The 24,301-nt window shown below is 70.1% G+C and carries 14 protein-coding genes and 1 pseudogene; 6 read left to right on the top strand and 9 right to left on the bottom strand.

Going from position 1 to position 24,301, the window contains the following annotated elements:
• Positions 1 to 379: 379 nt before the first annotated feature.
• Complete coding sequence (locus ACFU5K_RS21725) at positions 380 to 7,129, bottom strand: glycoside hydrolase domain-containing protein (RefSeq protein WP_384064158.1); 6,750 nt, start codon at positions 7,127 to 7,129, stop codon at positions 380 to 382.
• 647 nt (positions 7,130 to 7,776) lie between these two features.
• On the opposite strand from ACFU5K_RS21725, the gene ACFU5K_RS21730 reads away from it, so the two are divergent.
• Genes ACFU5K_RS21730 through ACFU5K_RS21740 form a run of 3 tightly spaced genes read left to right on the top strand, consistent with a single transcriptional unit; the run spans position 7,777 to position 10,131 of the window.
• Entirely contained in the window at positions 7,777 to 8,715 is a 939-nt protein-coding gene (locus ACFU5K_RS21730; protein ID WP_384064161.1) for an ABC transporter ATP-binding protein, read from the top strand.
• Entirely contained in the window at positions 8,712 to 9,680 is a 969-nt protein-coding gene (locus tag ACFU5K_RS21735) for an ABC transporter permease subunit (protein ID WP_384064162.1), read from the top strand. The genes ACFU5K_RS21730 and ACFU5K_RS21735 overlap by 4 nt, the downstream gene beginning before the upstream one ends.
• Before the next feature lie 49 nt (positions 9,681 to 9,729).
• Positions 9,730 to 10,131: a GntR family transcriptional regulator gene (locus tag ACFU5K_RS21740; protein WP_384064165.1), complete on the top strand. Its 402-nt coding sequence runs from the start codon at positions 9,730 to 9,732 to the stop codon at positions 10,129 to 10,131.
• A 363-nt stretch (positions 10,132 to 10,494) separates the two neighbouring features.
• On the opposite strand, the gene ACFU5K_RS21745 is transcribed toward ACFU5K_RS21740, so the two are convergent.
• The 7 genes from ACFU5K_RS21745 to ACFU5K_RS21775 all read right to left on the bottom strand — a co-directional run bounded on the left by ACFU5K_RS21745 (position 10,495) and on the right by ACFU5K_RS21775 (position 17,467).
• Positions 10,495 to 10,710, bottom strand: a complete 216-nt coding sequence (locus ACFU5K_RS21745; RefSeq protein ID WP_327114431.1) for an EF-hand domain-containing protein — start codon at positions 10,708 to 10,710, stop codon at positions 10,495 to 10,497.
• A gap of 102 nt (positions 10,711 to 10,812) precedes the next feature.
• On the bottom strand, positions 10,813 to 11,985 hold the full coding sequence (locus ACFU5K_RS21750) for a beta-propeller fold lactonase family protein (protein ID WP_384064167.1): 1,173 nt from the start codon (positions 11,983 to 11,985) through the stop codon (positions 10,813 to 10,815).
• Positions 11,985 to 12,788, bottom strand: coding sequence for a polysaccharide deacetylase family protein (locus tag ACFU5K_RS21755; protein WP_384064170.1), 804 nt, complete (start codon positions 12,786 to 12,788; stop codon positions 11,985 to 11,987). Before ACFU5K_RS21755 ends, ACFU5K_RS21750 begins: the two co-directional genes overlap by 1 nt.
• 377 nt (positions 12,789 to 13,165) lie before the next feature.
• On the bottom strand, positions 13,166 to 13,681 hold the full coding sequence (locus tag ACFU5K_RS21760; RefSeq protein ID WP_384064173.1) for an ATP-binding protein: 516 nt from the start codon (positions 13,679 to 13,681) through the stop codon (positions 13,166 to 13,168).
• A gap of 251 nt (positions 13,682 to 13,932) precedes the next feature.
• Positions 13,933 to 14,700, bottom strand: a complete 768-nt coding sequence (locus tag ACFU5K_RS21765) for an enoyl-CoA hydratase/isomerase family protein (RefSeq protein WP_384064176.1) — start codon at positions 14,698 to 14,700, stop codon at positions 13,933 to 13,935.
• Positions 14,701 to 14,791: 91 nt separating this feature from the next.
• The gene (locus ACFU5K_RS21770) at positions 14,792 to 16,042 is read right to left on the bottom strand and encodes an Ig-like domain-containing protein (RefSeq protein ID WP_384064179.1); all 1,251 of its coding nucleotides are present in this window, start codon (positions 16,040 to 16,042) and stop codon (positions 14,792 to 14,794) included.
• A 204-nt stretch (positions 16,043 to 16,246) separates the two neighbouring features.
• A complete protein-coding gene (locus ACFU5K_RS21775; RefSeq protein WP_384064181.1) occupies positions 16,247 to 17,467 on the bottom strand; it encodes an Ig-like domain-containing protein in 1,221 nt (406 codons plus the stop codon).
• A gap of 155 nt (positions 17,468 to 17,622) precedes the next feature.
• Between ACFU5K_RS21775 and glgX the strand changes: the two genes are divergently transcribed.
• Positions 17,623 to 19,857, top strand: coding sequence for a glycogen debranching protein GlgX (gene glgX / locus ACFU5K_RS21780; protein ID WP_384064184.1), 2,235 nt, complete (start codon positions 17,623 to 17,625; stop codon positions 19,855 to 19,857).
• A 59-nt stretch (positions 19,858 to 19,916) separates the two neighbouring features.
• Here glgX and ACFU5K_RS21785 read toward each other — a convergent pair.
• Positions 19,917 to 20,160, bottom strand: a pseudogene (locus ACFU5K_RS21785) (ABC transporter ATP-binding protein); the annotation flags it as partial.
• Positions 20,161 to 20,311: 151 nt separating this feature from the next.
• On the opposite strand from ACFU5K_RS21785, the gene ACFU5K_RS21790 reads away from it, so the two are divergent.
• Together ACFU5K_RS21790 and ACFU5K_RS21795 are read left to right on the top strand one after the other, a co-directional pair.
• Positions 20,312 to 22,126 carry an ABC transporter ATP-binding protein gene (locus ACFU5K_RS21790; protein WP_384064187.1) on the top strand — a complete coding sequence of 605 codons (1,815 nt, stop codon included), beginning with the start codon at positions 20,312 to 20,314 and terminating at the stop codon, positions 22,124 to 22,126.
• A complete protein-coding gene (locus tag ACFU5K_RS21795; RefSeq protein ID WP_384064191.1) occupies positions 22,123 to 23,994 on the top strand; it encodes an ABC transporter ATP-binding protein in 1,872 nt (623 codons plus the stop codon). Before ACFU5K_RS21790 ends, ACFU5K_RS21795 begins: the two co-directional genes overlap by 4 nt.
• Positions 23,995 to 24,301: the final 307 nt, after the last annotated feature.

A 24,301-nucleotide genomic window follows, 5' to 3' on the forward strand; every position in this document is an offset into this window, starting at 1 on the left:
CACCAACACGCCGGAAACCCAACAACACCCCGCATCAAGCAAGTTGACCGCTGACGACCCACGAGCACGCCACTACCTGCGGATTCGGGTCAGAGGTGAAGAAGTGCCCGCCCGCGATGCCCCAGGCCGAGCCCATAAGGATCAGCGAGACGCCGTAGTTCCCAGGTCAGGGGTCCGATCGGCTCGGGTACCCACCTGAAGGTGAGTCTTCCCTGTATACGCGACCGGGACGGTGCGACAGACCGACGGCCCCTCCACACGAACCATGCGGTTCATTCGGAGGGGCCGTTCGCCTGTGGCGGCTCGCCTTCCGTGCTTCAGCGGATCCCGCCGCGCCCTCACGGGGCGTGGCAGGTCCGGCTGTCACGTGGTCGTCGCACTACCCCTTGGGGTGACCACCGGCCCGGCCCGGCCGGTGGTCCTGGGATGTGGGCTGGAACCCGACCGTGTAGGTCCGGGTGACCGAACCGTTGGCCGAGGTCACCTTGATCGTGCGGGTGGTGAACTGACTCACCGGCGACGAGAGGACCGAACTGCCGTCGGTGACCTTCACCCGCGCGCCGGTTCCAGCCGGTACGGCGAAGACGGCCGGGATCTTCTTGTTCTTCGGCCAGTCCACGACGTAAGTGGACACAGCCGGGTCGAACCCGTCGATCGAAATGCCTCCGACCTTGATGGACTTCGCGTCGGCGACACTTCCCTCGGTGGCGTCCGAGAAGTTCTTCACCGTGACCGAGCCGTCGGCGTTGACGACCACCTTCGCCGCCATCGCGGCGGCCAGGTTGATGCGCTCCCAGCTCGCTCCGCCCTTCGCGGTGAGGTCGAGCGGGTACCCGGAGTCCGTCGCGGTCCGCTCGAGGATCTGGGTGCGCTGCGCGGTGGTGAGCTTCGGGAAGGCCGTGATCAGCAGGGCGGCCGCGTCGGACGGCGTCTTGATGGTCTGCCCGGACTTGCCGACCTGTGAGAACCCGTAGGACAGGCGGCGCGTGTACAGGTCGACGTGCTGGTCCGTGCTCAGGCCGGCGTAGGTGTCGCCCTGGCAGGCGGCCAGCGTGTGGCCGTATCCCTCCTTCTCGCACTGCGCGAGCAGCACGTTCTCCATCTCGGTGTGGGCCTGCGTCAGCAGCTTCTCGAAGTCGGGGTCGGCCCAGCGGTGCGCGACGGTGGCCTGCGCACTGATGCGGCCGCCCATGACGTCGAGCGGGTAGTGGAACCCGAGGACGATGCGGTTGTTCCCGTACTCCGAGGTGCGGGCGAGGATCGACGGTGCCAGCTCCGGCAGGAGCGTGGCGAGGACGGTCCCGGCCTCGTAGCCACCGTAGCTGTGGCCACTGGGGTACGAACCGCTGGTGGTGAGGCTGCCGTAGGAGCCGTCCTGCGACTCGTAGATGCTGCCGCCGTCGCCGACGAATCCGAGCCGCACGTACGGGCGCATGTATCCGAAGTGGTCCTTCGCCGCTCCGCCCTTGTCGAGGCCCTTCGTGACGCGGGAGAAGAGAGCGCTGGTCTTCGGCAGCCGGCCGCCTCCGAGGGCGTCACTGTAGATCCGGCCGAGCCGGGAGCCCAGACCGTCGGCCATCGTGACGGTGGAGCTGTTCGTCGCGTCGACCTCGGCGCGGTCCACCTCCTTCTGCGTCGCCGCGTTGTTGATGCGCACGGCGATCCGGTCGTTCTCAGCGGTGGGCACGGCGCCGCGGGCCATCTTGGCGTTGGCGCCCAGGACGTCGGTGCCGAGGTCCTCCACACCGCTGAGCAGACCGAGGAAGTAGTCGGTCCCGTTGCCGGCTCCCGGCCACTTGTCCGACGCGTAGTCCGCGTTCAGCGTGTCGTCCGGGAAGGGCGACGGCTCGTACGCCGGGTCAGCGGCCCGTGCAGGGGCCTTCGTGGTGGAGTCGGCCGAGGTTCCGGCCAGGGTGACCGCGGTGACGGTGGCCGTGTGCGCCTTCGCCTTGTCCGAGGCCGTCAGCAGTGCCGTGTTCATCGTGGTGGGTACGTGCACAGTGGTGCCGTCGCCGAGGGTCACGGTGTAGTCGATGACCGGGAATGCGCCCGTGTCGGCCGTACGCCAGTCCACGCGTACCTGCTTGCCTTCGGTGATCACGCTCGTCACCACGGGCTTCTGCGGTTTGACGCCGCCGATGACCACAGGCGCGGTGGCGGCACTCTGCAAGGAGCTGCCGACGGTGTTCACCGCCCGGACGCGCGCGGTGTACGAGGAGCCGGCCCGCAGCCAGGTGAACGTCGCCTTCCGGCTGCCCGGGTCGGAGATCTTGATCTCGTGGCCGTCGCTGAGGGTGATCCTGTAGCCGGTGACCGGGGAGCCACCGGTGTCCGCGGGGGCGGACCAGGCGACGGTCACGCTCGTGCCCGACGCCGTCGCCGACACCGCGCCGGGTGTGGCCGGCACCGTCCTGGGCTTCGTGACGAGAGCGGACTCGGCGTGCGCGAGTGCGTCGTGGCGTGCGGTGAGGGCGGCGTCCGTCGTCGTGGCGTCGGCGAGTGCGGTCTTCGCCTCGGCGAGTGCCTTGGTGAACGCCCTCCACGACGCGTCCGTGTAGCGCGCGTTGTCGCGGGCCGACGCGGTCGTGACGAGGTCGTCCAGCTTCAGCCTCGGGAGAGGGATCAGCTGCTTGGCCGCGAGGGTGAGACTGCGGGTCCGGGTGTCGGTCTCCAGCTGGGTGACGCCGTCGGCGTCGGCCGTGGTGCGCGCGGCGGCGAGTTCGCGCCGGTACACACCGAAGCCGATCGCGTCGTAGCGCCCGGCGTCGCCGGACAGCGCCTCGTACTGGGTGATCGCCTTGCGCAGGGCGGACTTGTCCGTGACCGCGGGCGTGTCGACGTGGTTGAAGCTGACCCGGCCGAGGTTGGCGACGTAGGGGTGCGACGAGTCCTGGTTCGTCGTCAGCCGCAGGTGGACGGCGTGCTTACCGGTGATCGCGGTGGGCAGTGCCAGGCTCGTCGCCCCTCCCGACGACCACGCGGCTCCCGTGACCGGCAGCGGCACCGTCGCGTACGGGGTACCGGGGCTAGCGGCGTCGAACGAGTCCAGGTACAGCTGGACGGCGGAGCCGGTGCCGCAGCGGGCGGAGTTGTTGACGTAGGTGAGCGTCACGATGCTCTTCTCGGAGGTACCGAAGTCGATGTCCCCGTAGTCCAGCCAGGCTCCGTCGTAGGTACCGCCGAGGCTGGTGGCGGCACCCGCGCCGCTCCAGCCGGCCGGCTCGCTCTTGAGCCCGCCGCCGCTGTGGGAGACGAACGCCGTGGCGTCGAACGCCACGGGGGCGTCGGTCTCCTGTGTCAGGGCCAGCGAGTGGACGTTGCCCACGTAGGGCTGCGCGTCCGAGTGCGTGCCGGAGACGAAGTCGGCGTACACGTCCTGGACGCCGGTGAAGACAGCCGGGTCGAGGTGCACACTCGTGGTGGCGGTGGTTCCCCAGCCCGATCCGCTGTATTCGAGCGGGATGGAGACGGTCTTCGCGCCGCCCTTCGAACCGAGGCGCAGCTCGATGTGCGAGTCCGATGCCGCGCGCGACTGGGGCTTGTCGTAGCGGACGGTGACGGTGTCGGCACCGTTGCGGAGGTCGGTGCCCTTCCACTCGGCCCACGCGCCGTTCGTCACGTTCTCGAAGATGCCGTTGGAGACCTTGAGCGGGAGCGAACCGCCGCCGGTGTCCGTGCTGTTCGCCGCGGTCAGCGTGGCGAGCGCGGTCGACGGGGACGAGGTGACGTCGTACGGCGAGAACTGGTACCAGTCGAAGTTGGAGACCCACTGCTGACCGGACGGGGCGTGGAACACGAACGTCACGCCGGCCGCGGCCAGCAGGGCGTCCGCGTCGGTGACCGCCGCCTGCACCGTGGTGTAGTTCTGCCAGGCGGCGGTTCCGGGGAGCTGGACGGTGGCGACGAGGGGGCCGTCGGCGGCCCCGGCGTGGATGTCGACGCTGCTCGCCTTCGCGTTCGTGGCCTGCGAGTTCGCGTAGCGGACCGAGAGGCTCCGCGGGGCTACCCCGCCGAAGTCGAGCTTGTCGAACCGCTCCCACGATCCCTCGGTGACGCCACCGAGGTTGCCGTCCGAGTTGTTCCGCTCGCTGACCAGGCTGGGGCCCTCCTTCTGGTCGGGGGCCTCGGCCTGCAGGACGGCGTAGCCGCCCTCGTCGATGGTGAGTGTGTCGATGGCGGACCGCAGTGCGTCGTCCGCGGCCATGATCGTGCCTGTCGCGGAGGCGGTGTCCGCGACGACCGTGCGCGCGCGTTCGAGAGCCGACCGGAACAGACTCCATGAGCCGTCGGAGTAGTTGCCGCTGCGCACCAGCGCCGCCTCGGCGACGAGTGCGCCGAGGGTCTTGCGGTGTACCGCGGCGGCGGAGACCAGGAGCGGGTCGGTCGGGGATATCCCGGTGCCGCGCACGGTCGAGGCCCGCACACCGTGGGCGAAGGCCGTGTCCTGGAAGGTGATGCCGAAGCGCGCGTCGACCTTCGTGCTGCCGTTCAGCGAGAGCCTCGCCGTGCGCGATCCACTGACGCGTAGGTCCGCCGTGACACCGCCCGGCAGGCCGGTCACGGTCGCCGCACCGGTCTTGGTGAGGCTGGTTCCCGCGCGGGCGGCGAACGACGCCGGTCCGGAGAGGGTGAGCTGCACACTGCCGCCGAGCTTGCCGTCCGCGGCCGTGGAGACGGTTCCCGGGCGGGCTGAGACGACGGTGTCGCCCTTGCCCGTCCCCGTGCCGCCGTCACCCGTGCTGGTGCTCAGCGAGTACGCGGGCTTCGTGTGCGCGCCCCAATGGGAGGGCTTGGATCCCATGGTGAAGTCCAGCGTTCCGCCGGAGATGATCTGGGAGTAGTCGAGCCAGGTGTCGTCGAACCGCGAGCCGTTGAGGGTCGCGCTCTGCACGTAGTAGTTGTCCGGCGAGACGCCGTCGGCCTTCACCGTGAACCGGGTGCCGTTGGCGTAGGTGATCGTCGTGGAGTCGAAGAACGGGCTGCCGATCTGGAACTGGCTGGAACCGGCGGTGACCGGGAACAGGCCCAGCGCCGCGCCGACGAACATCGTCGACATGGTGCCGGCGTCGTTGTCCATCGTCGGCAGGAATCCGTTCGGGGAGAGCTTGTAGACCTGTGTCTTGACCGGCGGGGTGAACTGTCCGCCGGAGCTGGGGGCTTCGTTCGAGGAGCCCGTCGCGATGTAGCGGTTCCAGGTGGTGCCGGTGTAGATGGAGCGCACCCACTTCTGCGTCAGGCTGGGCTCGCCGACGTAGTTGAAGAGGTACGGGGCCTGGAGGTCGATCTCGTTCGCGTTGGAGTGCAGCATGGTCGAGCCGTCGTCGACGGCGGAGTCCTCGCCGAACATGTGCCTGACCGCGGCCTTGCCGGCCTTCGCGCCGCCCATGGCCTTGATGAGGCCGTCCATGTCGTACGCGTCGTACCAGTGGTACTGCCAGAGCGTGCCCTGGTAGAGACCGGCCGCCTCGAACTTCTCGTAGTCGGCGCTCTGCCAGTCGCCGCCCGCCGCGCGCGGGGTGAGCAGACCGACCTTCGTGCCGTCGGACGCGGTCCAGGCGCCGGACTTCACGAGGTTGTCGATCGCCATCGTCGACTGGGTGCGCAGCTTCTTCGCGTCGTCCTTCTTGCCGAGCGCGTCGGCGATGACGGCAAGCGCCCACTGGTCGTAGCCGCGCTGCACGGTCGTGCCGGGGTCACCGGTCACGTATCCCTGGCGCAGCTGCGCCCCGGTGTAGTAGCCGGAGTACGACAGCAGGGCCGGGTAGGCCTCGTCGAGCCGGTCGAAGTTCTTGAAGCCCTTCGACAGAGCGTCGGCGACGAGCACGGCCGAACGCTCCCAGCGCACGGTCGGGACCGAGTGCGTGAGGCTGCCGAGGCTCTTGCCCGAGGTACGCGTGTCGGCGAAGAGCTCGACGAGCGACTGGATCATGTCCCGGTAGGTGGCCGGGTCGATGTACGCCTCGACGGAGTACTTGCGGAAGTCGTCCCAGGTCGACCAGCCGTCGTAGTACGTGAAGCCGTTCGCCTTGTGCACCGCCCCGTCGGCTCCGCGGTACGTACCGCTGGTGCTGGTGGCGTTCACCGGCAGCGCGTACATGCGGTACAGGTGTGTGTAGAACTCCTTGGTGAGCGTCGACCCGGGGTCGGACTTCGCCGAGGAGCGCACCGCCACGGCGCCGAGCGCACGGTTCCAGTCCGCCTTCGTACGGGCGCGCGCCTGGTCGAAGGTGAGGTGGCCCATCTCGTTGGCCTGGTCGGTCGCGGCCTGTTCCGCGCTGATCGGCGACAGGGTGATGCGCAGTTCGACGTCGTTCGCCGCGGACGTGTCGAACCCGAGGACTGCGCCGGTGTCGGAGCCGTTCTGTGTGGTCGCGTCACTCAGCTTGCCGTCGCTGCCCCAGCTCTTCAGGGAGGTCACCGGGACGTTTGTGGTGGCGTGGTAGTACAGCTGGTACGCGGCGCCGTTGAACGATCCCGCGATGAGTCCGGAGATCGAGCTGGTCCCGTCCGGGAGCGTCGTCGCCTTCATCGTCGAGCGGGTGCGGCTGGTGTAGTTGTTGGCCAGGTCGAGGACGAGTTCGGGCTTCGCCCCGGCGGGGAAGCTGTACCGCTCGAGCGCCGTGCGCGTCGTCGCGGTCATCTCGGCGTTGATGGTGCCGGATTCACGCTTCACCGAGGACCCGGTCCCGGAGACGGCCCCGAGGCCCACCTGGTAGGAGCCGGGCGTCGCGGTCTCGTCGGCGTGGCTGTAGGTGTGCGCGTACGTGCTGGGGACAGGCCTCTTGTCGTACTGCACGGAGGTCGGGACGACCAGCAGGTCGCCACCGCCTCCCGAGCCGCCCACGCCGTCGAGGTTCGTCGCGGTGAAACCGGCGATCTGCTTCTCGTTGTAGTCGTACCCGGTGTGGTTGCGGCCCGGCGTGGTCATCGGGTTGACCTTGGCGAGACCGTGGGGCGCCTGGGCACCCGGCAGGTCATTGCCGTCGTCGCCGGCGGTCGACACGAACGGGTCGACGAGCTTCGTGTAGTCCGCGCCACCGGACTTCCCCGCGGACGTGGTCGCAGAGGGAGCGGCTGCGGCCGCTCCGCCACCCGCCAGTGCGGCAAGGCCGAGCGCGCCGGTGAGCAAGGTGGCGACCGTGGCACGCAGTCGTCGGCGATGCCGGCCCGCGGGTCTCGGAAGGGCCGTGCGGGGCAAGGCGGGATGGGATCTGATGGACACGTAACCTCTCCAGCGTCGCGATACGCACGCACGGTCCAGCAGACGACGACACGGTATGACAACGTTGTCCAACTCCAACCGGGCGTGCACCAGGGCGAAACGGCTGTGGACGCGCGGGATCACAGCCACCGCGCTCACGACCATCCGTCATTGGACACGGAGAAGGCGGACAACGGGCGAACTGCACTCATACAGTTCGCGCACGGACCGGCCGCGGGCCGACTCGCGGACCTCGAAGATTGCCTGAACGCCCTTTTCCGGCAAACCGATTGGGCCCGCTCCCCCCGTAACGCCCCTCGGGGTCTCCGCAGGCTTCCGCCGGCGGCTCACGGACGACGCGACGGGGGCGGGCGCCGGAGTGGCCGCGCGCACGCGTCGCGGATCCGGCCCGTACGGCTTCCCGGGACCGACCCCCGCCCTTCCGGTGAGCTCTGTCACACGGCGCAGGCGCCTACGCCGGCGCGGCCACCGCGAGACGCAGCCACTTTGTTGACAGACGCACCTTCCCATGACCATGATTCCATTAATTGATTCATGGAATTGAGGTGAGGCGCGTGGTGGAAACGAGTAACCCGGGCACGAGCACCTGGGCAGTGGAGGCCCGCGGCCTGGGCAAGCGCTACCGGCGCGGCTGGGCTCTGCGTGACTGTTCCTTCCGGCTGCCCGCCGGGCGGATCTGCGGTCTCGTCGGACCCAACGGTGCGGGGAAGAGCACCCTGCTGGGCATCGCCTCCCGGCAGGTGGAGCCGACGGAGGGCGAACTGCATGTCTTCGGGGTGCCGGTGGGCGACCCCGGCGTGATGCCGCGGTTCGCCTTCCTCGGGCAGGACAAGCCGCTGTTCAAGCGGTTCACCGTGGCGGACACGTTGCGGATGGGCGATGAGCTCAACCCCGGCTGGGACGGAGCTGCGGCCGAGCGGATCGTGCGCTCGGGGAACGTGCCGATGGATGCGGCGATCGGGACACTCTCGGGCGGTCAGCGCACCCGGGTCGCGTTCGCGCTGGCCTTCGGCAAACGGCCCGACGTACTGCTGCTCGACGAGCCGATGTCGGACCTCGACCCGCTCGCCCGGCACGAGATGAGCGCCCTCCTCATGGCGGAGGCCGTCGAGCGCGGCACCACCGTGGTCATGTCCTCACACATGCTCGCCGAGCTGGAGGACATGTGCGACTACCTGCTGGTCGTCGCGGGAGGCCGGATCCGGATGGCCGGTGACGCCGACGCGCTGGTCCCGGCCCACGCGCTGGTGACCGGAGTGACCCGCGACGGCGCACTCCCCGACACGCTCGCCGCCCACACGGTCATCGAGAACCGGGTGCAGGGGCGGCAGTTCCAGGCCCTGATCCGGCCGAACGGCCCGCTGCAGGGGGACTGGCAGGTCGCCGAGCCCAGCCTGGAGGAAGTGCTGCTCGCCCATCTGAGGTCGCCGGACGCGCCCGCGCTCTACACACCCGGTGCCCACGTAGAGCCCGAGGAGGCCAGGACCGCATGAGCACCACCCTGACCGGCGCACCCACCGCCCGGACCGCGCCCCGCCGGATGACGCGCGGGCTCACCTGGCTCGTGCTGCGCCAGCACCGCGTCACACTGCTCTGCCTCCTCGCGCTGACGGTGCTCGGATCACTCTGGATCCTGTATCAGCGCGCCCAGCTGACCGACCTGCTCCACGCGGCCGGATGGCCCGGGAAGACCCCGCCGCAGCCGGTCGTGGGCCAGGGCTACAGCAGACTCACCACGCTCCTCGGTCTGCTGCCGGGCATCCTCGCCGTCTTCTTCGGCGCCCCGCTGATCGCGGCCGACCAGGAACAGGGCACCGCCCAGCTCGTCACCACCCAGTCCGTGACGCGCCGCCGCTGGCTCGTCGCGAAGCTCGGCTGGTGCCTCCTGGCCGTCCTGGTGGCCTCCGTGACCCTTTCCGTGATCTTCACCTGGTGGTGGCGGCCCCACCGCTCGGTCCTCGGCGACAGCTGGTACGACGCCTCGGTTTTCGACACCACGGGCCCGGTCCTCCCGGCACTCGCCCTGTTCCTCACCGCGGCGGGTGTCACCATCGGCGTCCTGCTGCGCCGGGTCCTCGCTTCCATGGTCGCGACCTTCGTCTTCTGCGTCGCCGCGAAGGTGGCGTGGAGCGTGCTGCGTGACCACCTGGCCGCCTCGCGCACCCTCACGTACCCGCTGAACGGCGCACCCCCCGCGCGTCTCGACGGCGCGTACGAACTGGACAGCTGGATCGGCAGCGCCGACGGCCATCTGTACGGATGGGGCTCGTGCGCGAAGGCGACCGAGAAGGCCGCGGACGCATGCATCTCCGAGAAGGGCATCGTCAACAACGTCGTCCAGTACTTCGGCTACGACCAGATGTCCGCCATACAGTGGACCGGCGCGGGCATCCTGCTCGCCGCGACAGCCGCCATGGTCGCGTTCGTCCTGTGGCGCGGTTCCAGGCGGCCCCTGTAGGCCACCGGTCCATTCCCTACGTAAAGTATCGCTATCAGAGCGGAAGGTGATGCCAGTGGTCGTGTTCCGCGTCGACCGGCGCAGCGGTGTGGCGACGTATCTCCAGATAGTCCGTCAGGTCGAACAGGCACTTCGCATGGGCGCGTTGGAGGAGGGCGACCGGCTGCCCACAGCCGCACAGGTCGCCGCCACCACCAAGGTCAACCCGAACACCACGCTCAAGGCCTACCGGGAGCTGGAGCGTGCCGGACTGGCGGAGGTGCGCCAGGGGGCGGGCACCTTCATCACGCGCAGCCTCAACGGGCCGGATTCCGGACCCGAGTGGCCCCTGCGGACCAAGCTGAACGAGTGGCTGCACCTCGCGCGCGAGGAGGGGCTCGGCGACGACGAGGTCCGGGAACTGTTCCGGTCGTCCTTCGAAACCGTCTACCCCTCCGGACCGGAGAGCTGAACCGCACTCCCGCGAGCGCCGCGTCCGTCGCCAAGTAGGCAGACATAGGCAGTTTTCCGCCACAATCATGCGGCCCCGGCGGCATATACCTTCCCCGCCTGGGTGGTGTCCCGCGGGCGTCGGCCTTCAGGGCAGGCGGGTGTACGCCGACGGCGTCGAGGCGACGGTGGTGGTGGACCTGAAGTCCCGAGCGCGGCGTGCCGGCAGGTGATCCGGACGAAGTCCTGGTCCGGATCCGCCGCGCACAGCGTCAAGATCGTGGTGGTGGGCACGAAGGGCCGGCCCACCCTCACCATCGACGGCCTGGTCCACATCGAGCGGCCCCGCCGCCGCACCGGACCGGCGATCGCCGGTCCGGTGCGGTCAGGCCTTGTTCTGCGAGGCCCAGAACTCGTCGAACGTGAGCTCGCCGTCGCCGTTGGTGTCGTGCGCGTTTATGACGGCCTGGGCCACGGTCTCGGTGACGTAGGGGTCACCGAGCTGCGCCATCGCGCTCTTGTACTCGGCGGCCGTGATGCTGCCGTCGCTGTTCTGGTCGAAGCGCTCGAATGCCTTGCGTGCCGACTCGATGTCCGCCACTGTTCCGCCCCTTCGTTAAGCGTTGCTGACGGAGGTCAGATTATCCGGCGGCACGGGCGGGCGATCCGGGGGGCGACCGACGGGCGGGCCCCGCGGCGGCCGTCAGCGGAAGACCCCGGTGTGGCCCAGCGAGTAGCGGCCGGGCTGGGGGTAGACGGCCAGGCCGTGCGGCCCGCTGCCGACCGGGATCCTGGCCAGCTCCTTCCCGTTCCGGGTGTCGATGGCGTACACCTCGGCGTTGTAGCGGCCGGAGAGCCAGAGCACCTTGCCGTCGGCCGAGACGCCGCCCATGTCGGGGCTTCCGCCACCGGGCAGGTGCCACTTCTTCGTGAGCCGGTCCGCCGCGAAGTCGAAGACCGACACGGAGCCTTCGCCCCGGTTGGTGATGTACATCTCCCGGGAGTCCCGGCTGACGTAGAGCCCGTGGGCCCCCTTGCCCGTCGGCAGCAGCTTCGGCGCGGTGAAGGCCTTGCCGTCGAGGACCCACACGCCGTGCGACATCATGTCGGCGATGTAGAAGGTGCTGCCGTCCGGGGACAGCTTCACGTCCTGCGGCATCGCGCCCTGCTGGGGGAGCTTCTGCTGGCCGACGACCTTCATCTTCTCCGTGTCGACCTTGAGGAGGTCGCCGGAGAACTCGCAGGAGACGATGAAGTACCGCCCGTCCGCGGAGAAGTCCGCGTGGTTGACGCCCGCGCAGTCGACCGGCAGCACCTTGGCCGTCTTCATCGTGTGCGGGTCGCGGAAGACCAGCTCACGGTCCATGGACGCCATGACCACGGCGTACTTGCCGTTGGGTGTGAAGTAGAGGTTGTACGGGTCCGAGACGTCGAGCGTCCGGCCGGTCTTGCCGGTCGCGGGGTCGATGGCCGTGAGGCTGTCACCCAGGTCGTTGTTCACCCAGAGCGTCTTCAGGTCCCAGGACGGCACGACGTGCTGGGGCTGGTTGCCGACGGGGATCGTCTCGATCACCTTGTACGTCGCCGGGTCGATCACCGAGACCGTGTTGGAGTTCGTGTTGGGCACGTACACCCGGGACGGGAAGTCCTTGACGGCCGGCGCCAGCTTCCCTGGCCGGTCCGCCGCGTAGATGTCCGCGGGGTCGAGCACCGGCGGCATACCTGGCAGCCCCGGAGGCGACGCGGCCCTGTCGGGCGGCGCGGCGGCCTCCGTGCGCGAGGCGGCGGGCCGCGCCCGGTCCGTGGGGGCGGCGCAGGCGGCGAGTGCGGCGACCAGCAGGGCCGCGGCGGCGATGGTGCGCGGGGAAGGAGGCATCACGTCAGCAGCTCCGTGGTGGTCACCGCGCGCAGTTGGCGACGGTCGATTTCGGTGAGGAGGAGGGGGAGGGCGGCGATGGTGTCCCGGTAGCCGAAGTGCAGGCTCACCACGGAACCGTTGCGGAGTTCACCGGCCACCTTGCGGGTGACCGCCGGGACTCCGGGCGAGGTGAAGTCGAGGGAGTCCACGTCGTAGGACAGGACGTGCGGGTATCCCGCTCGCCGCGCGAGATCCTGGACGAGCGGGGTCGCGTACTGGGCGCGCGAGGGCCTGAACCAGGTGCCGATGGACCCGGTCAGTCTGCGCAGACGCTGAGCGCAGCCGGTGATCTCGGCGTAGGCCCGCGCCTCGTCCATCGCGTTGATGTCGAGGTGTCGCTGGGTGTGGTTGCCGAGGTCGTGGCCACCGTCGAGGATCCGCCGCGCCATGCCGGGGTGCTCGTCGAGCCAGCTGCCGACGGCCAGGACGGTGACCCGGGCTCCGGCCCGCTCCGCCTCGGTCAGGACGGCGCGGGCGAGGACGGGGTCGCCCTGACCGTGGAAGGTGAGGGCGACACGGGGACGGCTGCGGGGACCGTGCGCGACCTGGACCGGCTGCCCGGGGAAGCGGTGCGGGGCGGCGGCCGGGCGTACGGCGCCGTGGGCCTTCCGGGCGGGGCGGGCGCGGGACTCGTCCGCGGCGGCCGCCGGGCGCGAGGGTGCGTCGCGTGCGCAGCCTGCGGCGGCGGCACCCGTCAGGAGTGTCCCGGCGGCGGCGCGCAGCGCGTCACGGCGGGTCACCGGTGTCCTGCGACCGTCCATGGCCGTCCACCTCGCGGGTCGGTTCGGGCGCTGATCTTCCCGAGACACCCCACACGTTAAGGCGGGACATACGAAATGTTCGGCTGGACGCCTTCAGGAGGTAATCAATGAATTACCCAGCAGAGGCGATGAAAGTGTAAAGAAAACCAGGCGAGTGACCCATCGCACCTATGACTCAGAAACGAAAGGCGTTGATTTATACGCAATTGACCGTTTTCACACTTTGGCCCCGGGGTCGCCCGTCTGCCATAGTCGGTGACACGACCTCCTCCGACCCGAGCCAGGTCCCGCGAGCGGCCGTGGCACACCCCTCATTCCACGGCACCCTCAGAAGCCCCCGACGTGCCGCACCCCGGCCGCCCGGGGGTTTCTGCGTGTCAGCGGTCGGCGGTGCGCATCTCGAACCAGGTGGTCTTTCCGCGCGGCAGGAGGTCCACGCCCCAGCGGTCGGAGAGCTTGTCCACGAGGAAGAGCCCCCGGCCGCTCACATCCATCTCCCGGACGGGCATCAGGCACGGAAGGCCGCGCGAGGGATCGCGCACCTCGATGCGGACCCAGCCGCGACGGCGGAGCATGCGCAGCCCGAAAACCCGCGCGCCGGTATGCCGGACCGCGTTGCCCACGAGTTCGGAGACCAGTAGCACACCGTGTTCGACGGTCTGCGGCGGAAGCTGCCACTGGCGCAGCATCACGCACGAGGTGATGCGACGGGCCGTCGCCGCGGACTCCGGGCGGGAGGGCAGCACCACCTCGCCGTCCGTCGGATTACCGAACAACTCCAGTGCTTTGAACGCCTGTTCGTCATCGACAGCAGACGTCCAGCGCGCCGCGGTCGCACTGCTGCGCGGTCGCGGCTGTTCCACACCCTCCAGGCCCGCCATGCCCACCATCATGGCCGCACCGCACGCTCTCCGTGACCGTTCCGACGGAATCCCTTTCCCGGAACCAGTCATTCCGGGTTGGTTCTCCGGCATATGCCAGAGGCAGTACGGGCACCCCTGCAGCCACTTCGACCAGCACGGACGCCGGATGGCCGGGTAATTGCACGGACGGTTCGAGCGCTGGACCTTAAGGTTGCCTTAAGGTCCAGCTAATCCGCCCGCACGGATGAATGCGCGCCCCGGTGTACGCAACCGGCGTTCGATCAGGAGAACTCGGCCTTGCCCGGCCCCTCCTCCACGAAGCTGCGCATGCCCCGCTCCCGGTCCTCCGTGGCGAACAGGCCCGCGAACCAGTTCCGCTCGATCGTGAGCCCGGTGTCGATGTCGGTCTCCAGCCCCGCGTCCACGGACTCCTTGGCCGCCCGCAGCGCCAGCGCGGGCCCCTGCGCGAGTCCGGCGGCCCAGGCTCTGGCCTGCTCGTAGACCTCCGCGGCGGGCACCACCCGGTCCACCAGGCCGATCGCCAGGGCCTCTTCGGCCTTGACCTGGCGGCCGGTGAAGATCAGGTCCTTGGCCCGGGAAGGGCCGACCAGGCGGGCCAGGCGCTGGGTGCCGCCGGCGCCGGGGATAAGCCCGAGGAGGATCTCCGGCTGGCCGAGCTTGGCGTTGTCAGCGGCGATCCTGAAGTCGGCGCAGAGCGCCAGCTCGCAACCGCCGCCCAGGGCATAGCCGGTGACCGCGGCGACGACGGGCTTGGGGATGCGCGCCACGGCCGTGAAGGACTCCTGAAGGGCCCTGGACCGCACGACCATCGCCGCGTGGTCCATCGCCTGCATCTCCTTGATGTCCGCTCCGGCCGCGAACACCTTCTCGCCGCCGTAGAGGACGACGGCCCGCACGTCGTCACGCCGGGTCGCCTCCTGCGCGAGCTCGCGCAGCCGGTCCTGGACGGCGACGTCCAGGGCGTTCATCGGCGGACGGTCCAGCCGGATCGTGCCGACGTTGTCGCTTACTTCGAGGGTTACGGTCATGGGAAGCAGGTTAACCGCGGCTAACGCGGGCGGGCCCGGTGCTGTTGGTCACAGCACCGGGCCCGCTTCACTTCCGCCGTACGGGTCAGACCTACTCGGTCCACTCCGCCCAGTCCATGTTCCAGCCGTTGAGGCCGTTGTCCGGCTGGATCACCTTGTCCCTGGAGTTCTTCACGATCACGACGTCGCCGATCAGCGAGTTGTCGAAGAGCCACGCGGCGGGGGTCTTGCTGTCCCACCCACCGCGCACGTCCCGCAGCCCGACGCAGCCGTGGCTGGTGTTGGTGGAGCCGAAGATGCCCGACGCTCCCCAGTAGTTGCCGTGGATGAAGGTGCCCGAGGTCGACAGACGCATCGCGTTCGGGACGTCCTTGATGTCGTACTCACCACCGAAACCGACGGTGTCGCCGTTCATCCGGGTCACCTTGAGCTTCTCGCTGATGACCATCTGGCCGTTGTACGTGGTCGTCGCCGGGGCGCCCGCGGAGATCGGGATGTCCTTGATCTGCCTGCCGTCCCGGACCACCTTCATCCGGTGCGACCTCGCGTCGACCGTGGAGACCTGGCTGCGGCCGATCGTGAACTTCACGGTCTTGGCCTGCTTGCCGTAGACCCCGGGCCGGCCCTCGACACCGTCGAGGTCGAGGCGCAGGGTCACCTTCGTGCCCGCCGCCCAGTACTTCTCCGGACGGAAGTCGAGGCGGTCGTTGCCGAACCAGTGCGGCTCGACCGCCACGGCCGGCTCGGCCGTCACGCTGACGGCCTTCTCGACGGCCTCGGGGGCGGTGATGCCCCGGGTGAAGTGGATCGACACCGGCATCCCGACGCCGACGGTCGACCCGTCCTCGGGGGTGTACTGCCCGATGAAGGTGTTCTGCGGGACCAGCGTCGTGAAGGTGGTGTCCTTGGCCGACTGGCGGCCCTTGGCGTCCTTGGCGACCGCGTGCACCGTGTACTTGGTGGCGGCGGCCAGATGACGGTCGGGTGCCCAGGTCAGGCCGTCCGCCGCGATCTTGCCCCCGACCTCCTTGCCCTTGAGGTCGGCGACCTTCACGGTGCTCAGCTTGCCCTGTGCGGCCGAGACCTTCAGCGCGCCGCTGGTCGCCACGTCGTCGGCGCCGTCCTTGGGCGCGACGGTCACCACCGCCTGCGAGGCGCTGGTGTCGTCCACCTCGGCGCGCGCTCCCTTGCCCTCGGTTTTGCCGGTGGTCCCGTTGCCACCGCACGCGGTCACCAGCAACAGCAGCGCGCCCAGTACCAGCGGGAGGAGTCCGGGGGCCACGCGCCCACGCCGTTCCCCGCCCGCGCCGGATCCTGCCCCCGATATCGGCTGCCCGTTCATTGTTGTCGTCTCCCCTCGCACGGCCCTGGCCCCGCCACGGCCCGCACCCCCGCGCGCTGTACATGCACGCCAGCGCTAGATAATCACACCGCGCGTGGCGAGGAGTTCCCCGGACTGTCACCGTTCAGTCCCAAGTCGGACCGCGGCGCGGCCCGGTGGTCCCGGAGAGCCGTTCTCCGGGACCTGCGCAGGTCGGACGGGGGGTCAGCGCAGCGCGGAACCCGCCTTCCACCGGGCCCAGTCGAGGTTCCATCCGCCGAGGCCGTTGTCCGGCGCGACGGTCCGGTCGGGGGAGTTGACGACCTCGACCACGTCGCCCACGAGCGTCCGCTCGAAGAACCATCCGGCCGGGGTGTCCGAGCCGCCGCCCTTCACGTCGCGCAGCCCGATACAGCCGTGACTGGTGTTCTCCGAACCGAAGATGTCGGGGGACTCCCAGTAGTTGCCGTGCAGGAAGGTGCCCGACTTCGTCAACCGGATGGCATGGGGCACGTCCTTGATGTCGTACTCTCCGCCGAAACCGACCGTGTCGCCGTTCATCCTGGTCACGTCGTGCAGCTCGGAGACGACCATCTTCCCGTTGTACGTCGTCGTCTTCTCGGCGCCCGCCGTGATCGGTACGGAGCTGACGAGCTCGCCGTCGCGGCGCACCTCCATCGTGTGCTCCCTGACGTCCACCACGGACGTCTGGGAACGGCCCACCCGGAAGCTCACCTTCTTGCGCTGGCTGCCGTAGACACCGGGGGCGCCCTCGACGTCCCGCAGGCCGACGTCGACGGTGACCTCGGTACCCGGCTCCCAGTAACCGGCCGGGCGGAAGTCGAGACGGTTCTTCCCGAACCAGTGGCCGGCCACCTCCACCTCGGGCTCCGTGGTGATCCGGATGGCCTTCTCGACGGCGGCCCGGTCGGTGACCGGCCGGCTGAAGTCGAAGGAGACGATCATCCCGGTACCGACGGTTGACCGGTTCTCCGGCTTGAAGTAGCCGATGAAACGGTCCTTGGGGACCAGGGTGGTGAAGGTGGTGCTACGGGCGGAGCGGTGACCGTCCCCGTCCACCGCTACCGCCTCGACGCTGTACTTCCCGGCCAGGCCGAGCCGGTAACCGTCCTCCCTGGGAGCCCAGGAACGGCCGTCACCGGCGATCCGGCCGGCCACCTCCTGGTTCTCCGCGTCCTCGATCCGTGTGACCTTGACCCGTTCGAGGCGCCCGTCGGTGACGGTCACCTCCAGCGGGCTGTCCGCGCCGACGTTCGCGGCGCCGTCCTTGGGGACGATCCGGATGGCGTCCCCCGGTGATCGGTCGTCACCGAAGAACGACGACGTGCCGGTGCAGCCGGTCAGTACGGCCAGCACGGTGAACAGTCCTGCCCATGTCAGCACGGCGGTCGAACCCGCCCGTGCTCTCTTCGCTACGTGGTTCACGCTCCCCCAACGACAGGGGTCGGCCGGGGGAAACGTGAGTGCGGGGTCCCCGGTGGGCAGAACAAGGGGTGAGGACACCATCAGGAAGGCCGCCGCCGGGACGCGGCGGACTCCTTCTGCGGGTGGCCGTTCCGACGAGCCGCAGGAGGCTGAGGATGTCGAGCACAGCCGAGCAGGAGGAAACGCCGCGTACGGCAGGGAGGGTCATGGCGACCGGACCGGCCCTGAGGAACGGTCCCGACGAACCACCCGTATGGCCGGGTGCCCCTATGCCGTTGGGCGCACGCTTCCGGGTCGGACCCGACGGTGTGGCGGGCACCAACTTCGCTCTCTGGGCCGGCGGTGCGGAGGCCGTCGAGCTCTGCCTCTTCGACGAGCGGGGACACGAGACCCGGCTGCCGCTGACCGAGCTGACCCACGAGATCTGGCACGGCTTCGTCCCCGGGGTGCGCCCGGGACAGCGGTACGGCTACCGGGTGCACGGCCGGTGGGACCCCTGGACCGGAGCCCGCTGGAACGCGGCGAAGCTCCTCCTCGATCCGTACGCCCGCGCCGTGGACGGCTCCTTCACCCTGCCGCCCGAGGTGTACGGCCACGTGAGGGACTGGCCCGACCAGCACGTCGCCGACACCGTGCGCGACGACCGCGACTCCGCGCCCTTCGTGCCCAAGGCCGTCGTGGTCCACGACGACGACGACTGGGCCGAGGACCGCCGGCCGAAGACCCCGTGGGCGGACTCGGTCATCTACGAACTGCACGTGCGCGGCTTCACCAAGCTCCACCCGGGCATCCCGCCGGAACTGCGCGGCACCTACGCCGGGCTCGCCCACCCCGCGGCCATCGATCACCTCAGGCGCCTCGGCGTGACGGCAGTCGAGCTGCTCCCGGTCCACCAGTTCGCCCACGAGGACCACCTGCTGCGGCGCGGACTCCACAACTACTGGGGCTACAACTCGATCGGTTACTTCGCCCCGCACGCCGGCTACGCGGCGAGCGGCACCACCGGCCAGCAGGTCGGCGAGTTCAAGCAGATGGTGCGCGCCCTGCACGACGCCGGGATCGAGGTCATCCTCGACGTGGTCTACAACCACACCGCGGAGGCGGGCGAGCTCGGCCCGATGCTGTCCCTGCGCGGCATCGACAACCGCGGCTACTACCGCCTCTCCCAGGACGCGCGCCGCTACGCGGACTACACGGGCTGCGGGAACACCCTGCACGTGGTGCAGCCGCAGGTGCTCCGCCTGATCACCGACTCCCTGCGCTACTGGGTGACGGAGATGGGCGTGGACGGCTTCCGCTTCGACCTGGCGGCGGCACTCGCCCGCTCGATGCACGACGTCGACATGCTCTCCCCTTTCCTCGCCGTGATCGCCCAGGACCCGGTGCTGCGCCGGGTCAAGCTGATCGCCGAACCGTGGGACGTCGGGAACGGCGGCTATCAGGTGGGTGCTTTCCCGCCGCTGTGGACCGAGTGGAACGACCGCTACCGTGACGCCGTACGGGACTTCTGGCGAGGCGCGCTGCCCGACGTGCGCGACATCGGCTACCGGCTCACCGGGTCGAGCGACCTCTACGCCTGGGGAGGCAGGCGCCCGTACGCCTCCGTCAACTTCGTCACCGCACATGACGGTTTCACCCTGCGCGACCTGGTCAGCTACGAGCGGAAGCACAACGAGGCCAACGGCGAGGGCAACCGCGACGGGACGAACGACAACCGCTCCTGGAACGGCGGGGCCGAGGGCGAGACCGACGACCCGGAAGTCAACACCCTGCGCCGCGGGCAACTGCGCAACCTCCTGACCACGCTCCTCCTGTCGACCGGGGTACCGATGCTCGTCGCCGGTGACGAGATGGGGCGTACACAGGGGGGCAACAACAACGCCTACTGCCAGGACAACGAGGTCAGCTGGCTGGACTGGTCCCTGCTGGAGCGGCCCGAGTGGCGGCAGCTCACCGAGCTGACCGCCCGGGTGCTGTCCCTGCGCCACAGGCATCCGGTGCTGCGGCGGCGCGCGTTCTTCGCCGGGACACCCCAGGCCCCGGACGGGCTGCGGGACCTCGCGTGGTTCACCTCGCGGGGTGAGGAGATGACCGAGGCCGACTGGTACGCCCCCGCGGCGACGCTCGGCCTCTACCTGTCCGGGCGCGACATCCCGGGCCGTGACGCCCGAGGCGCGCAGATCACCGACGACAGCTTCCTGGCGGTCCTGCACGCCGACCACCGCACGTGCGACTTCCGGCTTCCGGGGCCGCCCTGGGCGCAGGCCTACGAACTGGTCCTGGACACCTCGCGCGAGGAGCAGTCCACCGCCCCGGGGACGCTCCATACCGGCGGCGCCGTACTCACCGTGCCGGGCAGGTCGGTGCTGCTGCTGCGGGTGACGGAGTGAGGGGGCTCAGCCGAGGATGCCGCGCTCGTAGGCGACTGCGACGGCCGCGGCGCGGTGCGGTCCAGATGGCCGTCCAGCCCCAGGCGCCCCGCGAGCGCACGCCGGTCGACGGGCGCCCGGTAGAACGCGCTGTAGAGCTCGAGCGCCTCCCGCACGGTCAGTTCGGGCCGGAGCTCGCTCTCCTGCAGCTGGGCGCCGAGCAGCCGGGTGAGCTCGTGACGGTCGGCGGCGGTGGTCCAGACCGGCGACCACGGACCGTCCCCCGTAGGCCTTGTGGAGACCGTGCACTTCGATGATTGCCATGCCCGCAAGGGTTCCTGCGGGCGGCCCGCGCCGGCATCCGCCGACGCGCTCGGACCACATCGGCCGATCGGTTGATGCGGCGCTGCGACCGGACGGAGTGACCGGAAAACCAGGTGGGCGATGTCAGTGGTGAACCTTAGGCTCACTCCTGATGCCCGAAAAACCTGCAGAGCCCACGGACCGGTCCGCCGTGCGCTCCCTCCTGCGACTGTGGCCCTATGTCCGGCCGGTGCGCATGCGCTGGGCCAGCGCCGCCCTCGTGGCGGTTCTGGCCTCCTGTCTCACCCTGGTCATCCCCCTGGTGCTGAAGTGGATGGTGGACGGGCCTGTCGCCCGGCGCGACCCGGGCGGCGTGTGGCTGGGGGCGCTCTGGCTGCTGCTGCTGGGGATTCTGGAGGCAGGGCTGTTCGGGCTGAGGCGGTGGCTCGTGGCCCGGCCGCTGGCGGGTGTCGAGGCGGCCATGCGCGCGGACCTCTACCGCCATCTGCAGCGACTGCCCGTGGCCTTCCACGACCGCTGGCCCTCGGGGCAGCTGCTTTCGCGCGGCACGACGGACCTCATGCTGATGCGGATGTTCCTGGCCTTCCCGCTGACCTTCCTGCTGGTCAACGGGGCCACGATCCTGGCCGGTTTCGTCATCCTGTTCGCCCAGGACTGGTCCCTGGGACTGGTACTGCTGGTGCCCGCGGTCCCGCTGATGATCCTTTGCTCGCTCTTCGAGACGAAGTACGCGGTCGTCGCCCGCAAGGCCCAGGACCAGGTCGGTGACCTCACGACGGTCGTCGAGGAGAGCGTGCTCGGCATCCGAATCGTCAAAGGCTTCGGCCGGAACCGCAGCCAGGCGCTGGCCTTCCGCACGCTCGCCCAGCGGCTGCGCGGCACGGAGCTCGGCAAGGCGAGGCTGCTCGCCGGGATCTGGGCCCTCATCACCGCAATCCCCGAGCTGGCCATCGGAGCGGCGCTGGTGCTCGGCACGGTGCAGGTGGCGGACGGCCGGCTGTCGGCCGGGACGCTGGTGGCGTTCCTGTCGACCGCCCTCGCGTTGCGCTGGCCGGTCGAGTCGATCGGGTTCCTGCTGGCGATGAGCCAGGAGTCGGCCACTGCCGCCGACCGCTTCTTCGAGGTGATGGACGTCGCGGAGGAGCCGGAGCCCCAGGTGCCGGACGGCGCCTCGGGAAAGGCCGGTGACGGACGGGAGGGCATCGTCTTCGAGGGGGTGGAGTTCCGCTACCCCGACGCCGGACCCGGTTCCCCGCCCGTGCTCGCCCGGATCGACCTGCGGATCCGTCCCGGCGAGACGATGGCCCTGGTGGGGGCGACGGGTTCCGGCAAGACGACCCTGACGGCGCTCGTCCCACGGCTCCATGACGTGACCGCCGGCCGGATCCTGCTGGACGGTGAGGACATCGCCCTCATGGAACGCCCCAGGCTGCGCGAGCTGGTGTCGGTGGCCTTCGAGGAACCGACCCTCTTCTCGGCCACGGTCGGGGAGAACGTGCTGATGGGAGCACAGGACGCGGGCGAACAGGACCTGCGCCGCGCACTGGCGGTCTCCCAGGCCGGCTTCGTCGACGACCTCCCGCAGGGCGTCGACACCCCGGTCGGGGAGCAGGGGCTGAGTCTCTCCGGCGGCCAGCGGCAGCGCCTCGCGCTGGCCCGTGCCGTGGTGGGCAGACCCCGGTTCCTCGTGCTCGACGACCCCCTCTCCGCCCTGGACGTGCACACGGAGACCCTGGTGGAGGCGGCCCTGCGGCGGGTCCTGGCGGAGACGACGGCCGTGGTCGTCGCCCACCGCCCGTCGACCGTGATGCTCGCGGACCGGGTGGCGCTCCTGTCGGAGGGCCGGATCAGTGCCGTGGGCACCCATCAGGAACTCCTGCGGACCAGCGCGGAGTACGCCTGGCTGATGTCCGGTGCCCGTGACGGCGCCGGTGTTCTCGTCCCCGAGGAGGGCGGCGCCCGATGACCAGTACGACTGCCGACGGCCCCGCCCTGGCCGGCGACGGCCTGCCCGGCGATGAGTCCGGACGGGCGCCGGGAGAGGACGACGCCTTCGAGGGTGACTCCCTGCCGGCACCCAGGGGCGCCACCCGCGCGCTGCTGATGTCCCTGCTCGGCCCGATGCGGGCCAGGGTGGTGGTGGCCTCCCTCCTCCTGCTGGTCCAGCAGGCGGCCGTGCAGGCGGGTCCGCTGCTGGTGGCGTACGCCATCGACAGCGGCGTGCCCGCGTTCCGGGACCACGACTACGGCCCGCTGGCCGCCGTCGGAGCCGGGTACGCGCTGTGCTCGCTGGCCGCGGGGATCATGCAGTACGCCTTCATCCGGGCGGCCGCGCGGATCAACCAGGACGTGCTGCTGGATCTGCGCGGCCGGATCTTCCGGCACGCTCAGGCGCTGAGTGTGGACTTCCACGAGCGCTACACGTCGGGCCGGCTGATCTCGCGCTCGACCACGGACGTGGAGTCCCTGCGCGAACTGCTCAGCGAAGGCCTCCAGGAACTGATCGGCGTCATCCTCTCGTTCGTGTCGATCTCGCTGCTTCTGCTCTGGCTCGACCTCGGTATCGGTGCCATCGCGGTGGCCTCCTTCGCCCCCCTGTACCTGCTGGTGCGGAGCTACCGGCGACGGGCCGCCAAGGCCTACTCGGCCCGCTCGTCGGCGATCGCCGCGGTCATCGTGAAGTTCGCCGAGACGATGAACGGGATCCGTCCCGTGCAGGCCTTCCGCCGGGAGCGCGTCAACGACCGGGACTTCGCGGTGCTCAACCACCGCCACGAGCGCACGAACGGCGACGCCCTGCTGGAGATGGCCCGTTACGTCGTCGGGTCCCGGCTCGTCGCCAACACGGCGGTGGCCGGCATGGTCCTGTGGGGCGCCTACCGGGTGGCGTCGGGCACGCTGGCGCTGGGCGTACTCGCCGCGGCGGTGCTCTACCTGCGCAGGCTCTACGACCCGATCGACCGGCTCGCGATGTTCCTCAACTCCTTCCAGTCGGCGGCGGCCTCACTGGAGAAGGTCGCCGGCCTGCTGGCCCAGACGCCCACGGTCCCCGAACCGCTCGCCCCGAAGTCGCTGCCGCCCTCGGCCGGTGAGCACCCGGGCCGCGAGGTGACCTTCGACGGGGTGCGGTTCGCTTACCGGACCGGTGGCGAGGTCCTGCCGCGCTTCGGCCTGACGATCCCGGCGGGCCAGACCGTGGCTGTGGTCGGCTCGACGGGCGCGGGCAAGTCGACGCTCGCCAAACTGCTGGCGCGCTTCTACGACCCGACGCAGGGCCGGGTGCTGCTCGACGGGACCGATCTGCGCGATCTGGCCACCGACGAACTACGCCGTGGCGTGGTCATGGTGACCCAGGAGGCGTTCCTGTTCTCCGGGACGATCGCCGAGAACATCGCGATCGGCCGGCCTGACGCGACCCCCGAGGAGATCGAGCACGCGGCCAAGGCGATCGGGGCGCACGACTTCATCAGCGCCCTGCCCGACGGCTACGACACCGACGTCCGGAAGCGGGGTGGCCGCATCTCTGCCGGACAGCGCCAACTGGTCGGCTTCGCAAGGGCGTTGCTTGCGGATCCGGCTGTGCTGATCCTGGACGAGGCGACGAGTTCGCTCGACGTACCCGGCGAGCGCGCGGTGCAGCGGGCGATGGACACCGTGCTGCACGGGCGCACGGCGGTGGTGATCGCGCACCGCCTGTCGACCGTGGAGATCGCCGACCGGGTACTGGTCATGGAGCAGGGGCGCGTGGTGGAGGACGGCGCCCCGGCCGATCTCATCGGAGGGACCGGTCGGTTCGCGGGCCTGCACCGCGCGTGGCGCGAGAGCCTGGCGTGACGGCTGTGCCGGGTGCGGTCCGCACCCGGCACGCGCGGCCGCGGTTCCGGCGCCCCTTCGGTGCATCCTGAGTGACCGTTCGGGACGGCGCGGAACTGGCCACAGTTCCGCGCCGTCCCGACGCCGTTTCCGCACCTCCCGCAGGCATCTCTGTTCGAACATCGCGAATTCGAACGAAATCTCAAGCCATCCCGCGATTTCCGGCCCGTCGGCATCCCGGCACCCCCACTACAGCACCGGTATGACACACGGCGAAACGTCCGCTTAACGAACACGGCACTTCCGGCAACGGACGACTTCCGGCCAA

The organism is Streptomyces sp. NPDC057428 (genome assembly GCF_042803195.1).
Lineage (GTDB): Bacteria > Actinomycetota > Actinomycetes > Streptomycetales > Streptomycetaceae > Streptomyces.

Bases quoted from the DNA above. Each gene is read 5' to 3' on its own strand.
- ACFU5K_RS21770 (WP_384064179.1), bottom strand. From the start codon at position 16,042: ATGAACGGGCAGCCGATATCGGGGGCAGGATCCGGCGCGGGCGGGGAA.
- ACFU5K_RS21795 (WP_384064191.1), top strand. From the start codon at position 22,123: ATGACCAGTACGACTGCCGACGGCCCCGCCCTGGCCGGCGACGGCCTG.
- ACFU5K_RS21755 (WP_384064170.1), bottom strand. From the start codon at position 12,788: ATGGACGGTCGCAGGACACCGGTGACCCGCCGTGACGCGCTGCGCGCC.
- glgX (WP_384064184.1), top strand. From the start codon at position 17,623: ATGTCGAGCACAGCCGAGCAGGAGGAAACGCCGCGTACGGCAGGGAGG.
- ACFU5K_RS21790 (WP_384064187.1), top strand. From the start codon at position 20,312: ATGCCCGAAAAACCTGCAGAGCCCACGGACCGGTCCGCCGTGCGCTCC.
- ACFU5K_RS21750 (WP_384064167.1), bottom strand. From the start codon at position 11,985: ATGCCTCCTTCCCCGCGCACCATCGCCGCCGCGGCCCTGCTGGTCGCC.
- ACFU5K_RS21735 (WP_384064162.1), top strand. From the start codon at position 8,712: ATGAGCACCACCCTGACCGGCGCACCCACCGCCCGGACCGCGCCCCGC.
- ACFU5K_RS21740 (WP_384064165.1), top strand. From the start codon at position 9,730: ATGCCAGTGGTCGTGTTCCGCGTCGACCGGCGCAGCGGTGTGGCGACG.
- ACFU5K_RS21760 (WP_384064173.1), bottom strand. From the start codon at position 13,681: ATGATGGTGGGCATGGCGGGCCTGGAGGGTGTGGAACAGCCGCGACCG.
- ACFU5K_RS21765 (WP_384064176.1), bottom strand. From the start codon at position 14,700: ATGACCGTAACCCTCGAAGTAAGCGACAACGTCGGCACGATCCGGCTG.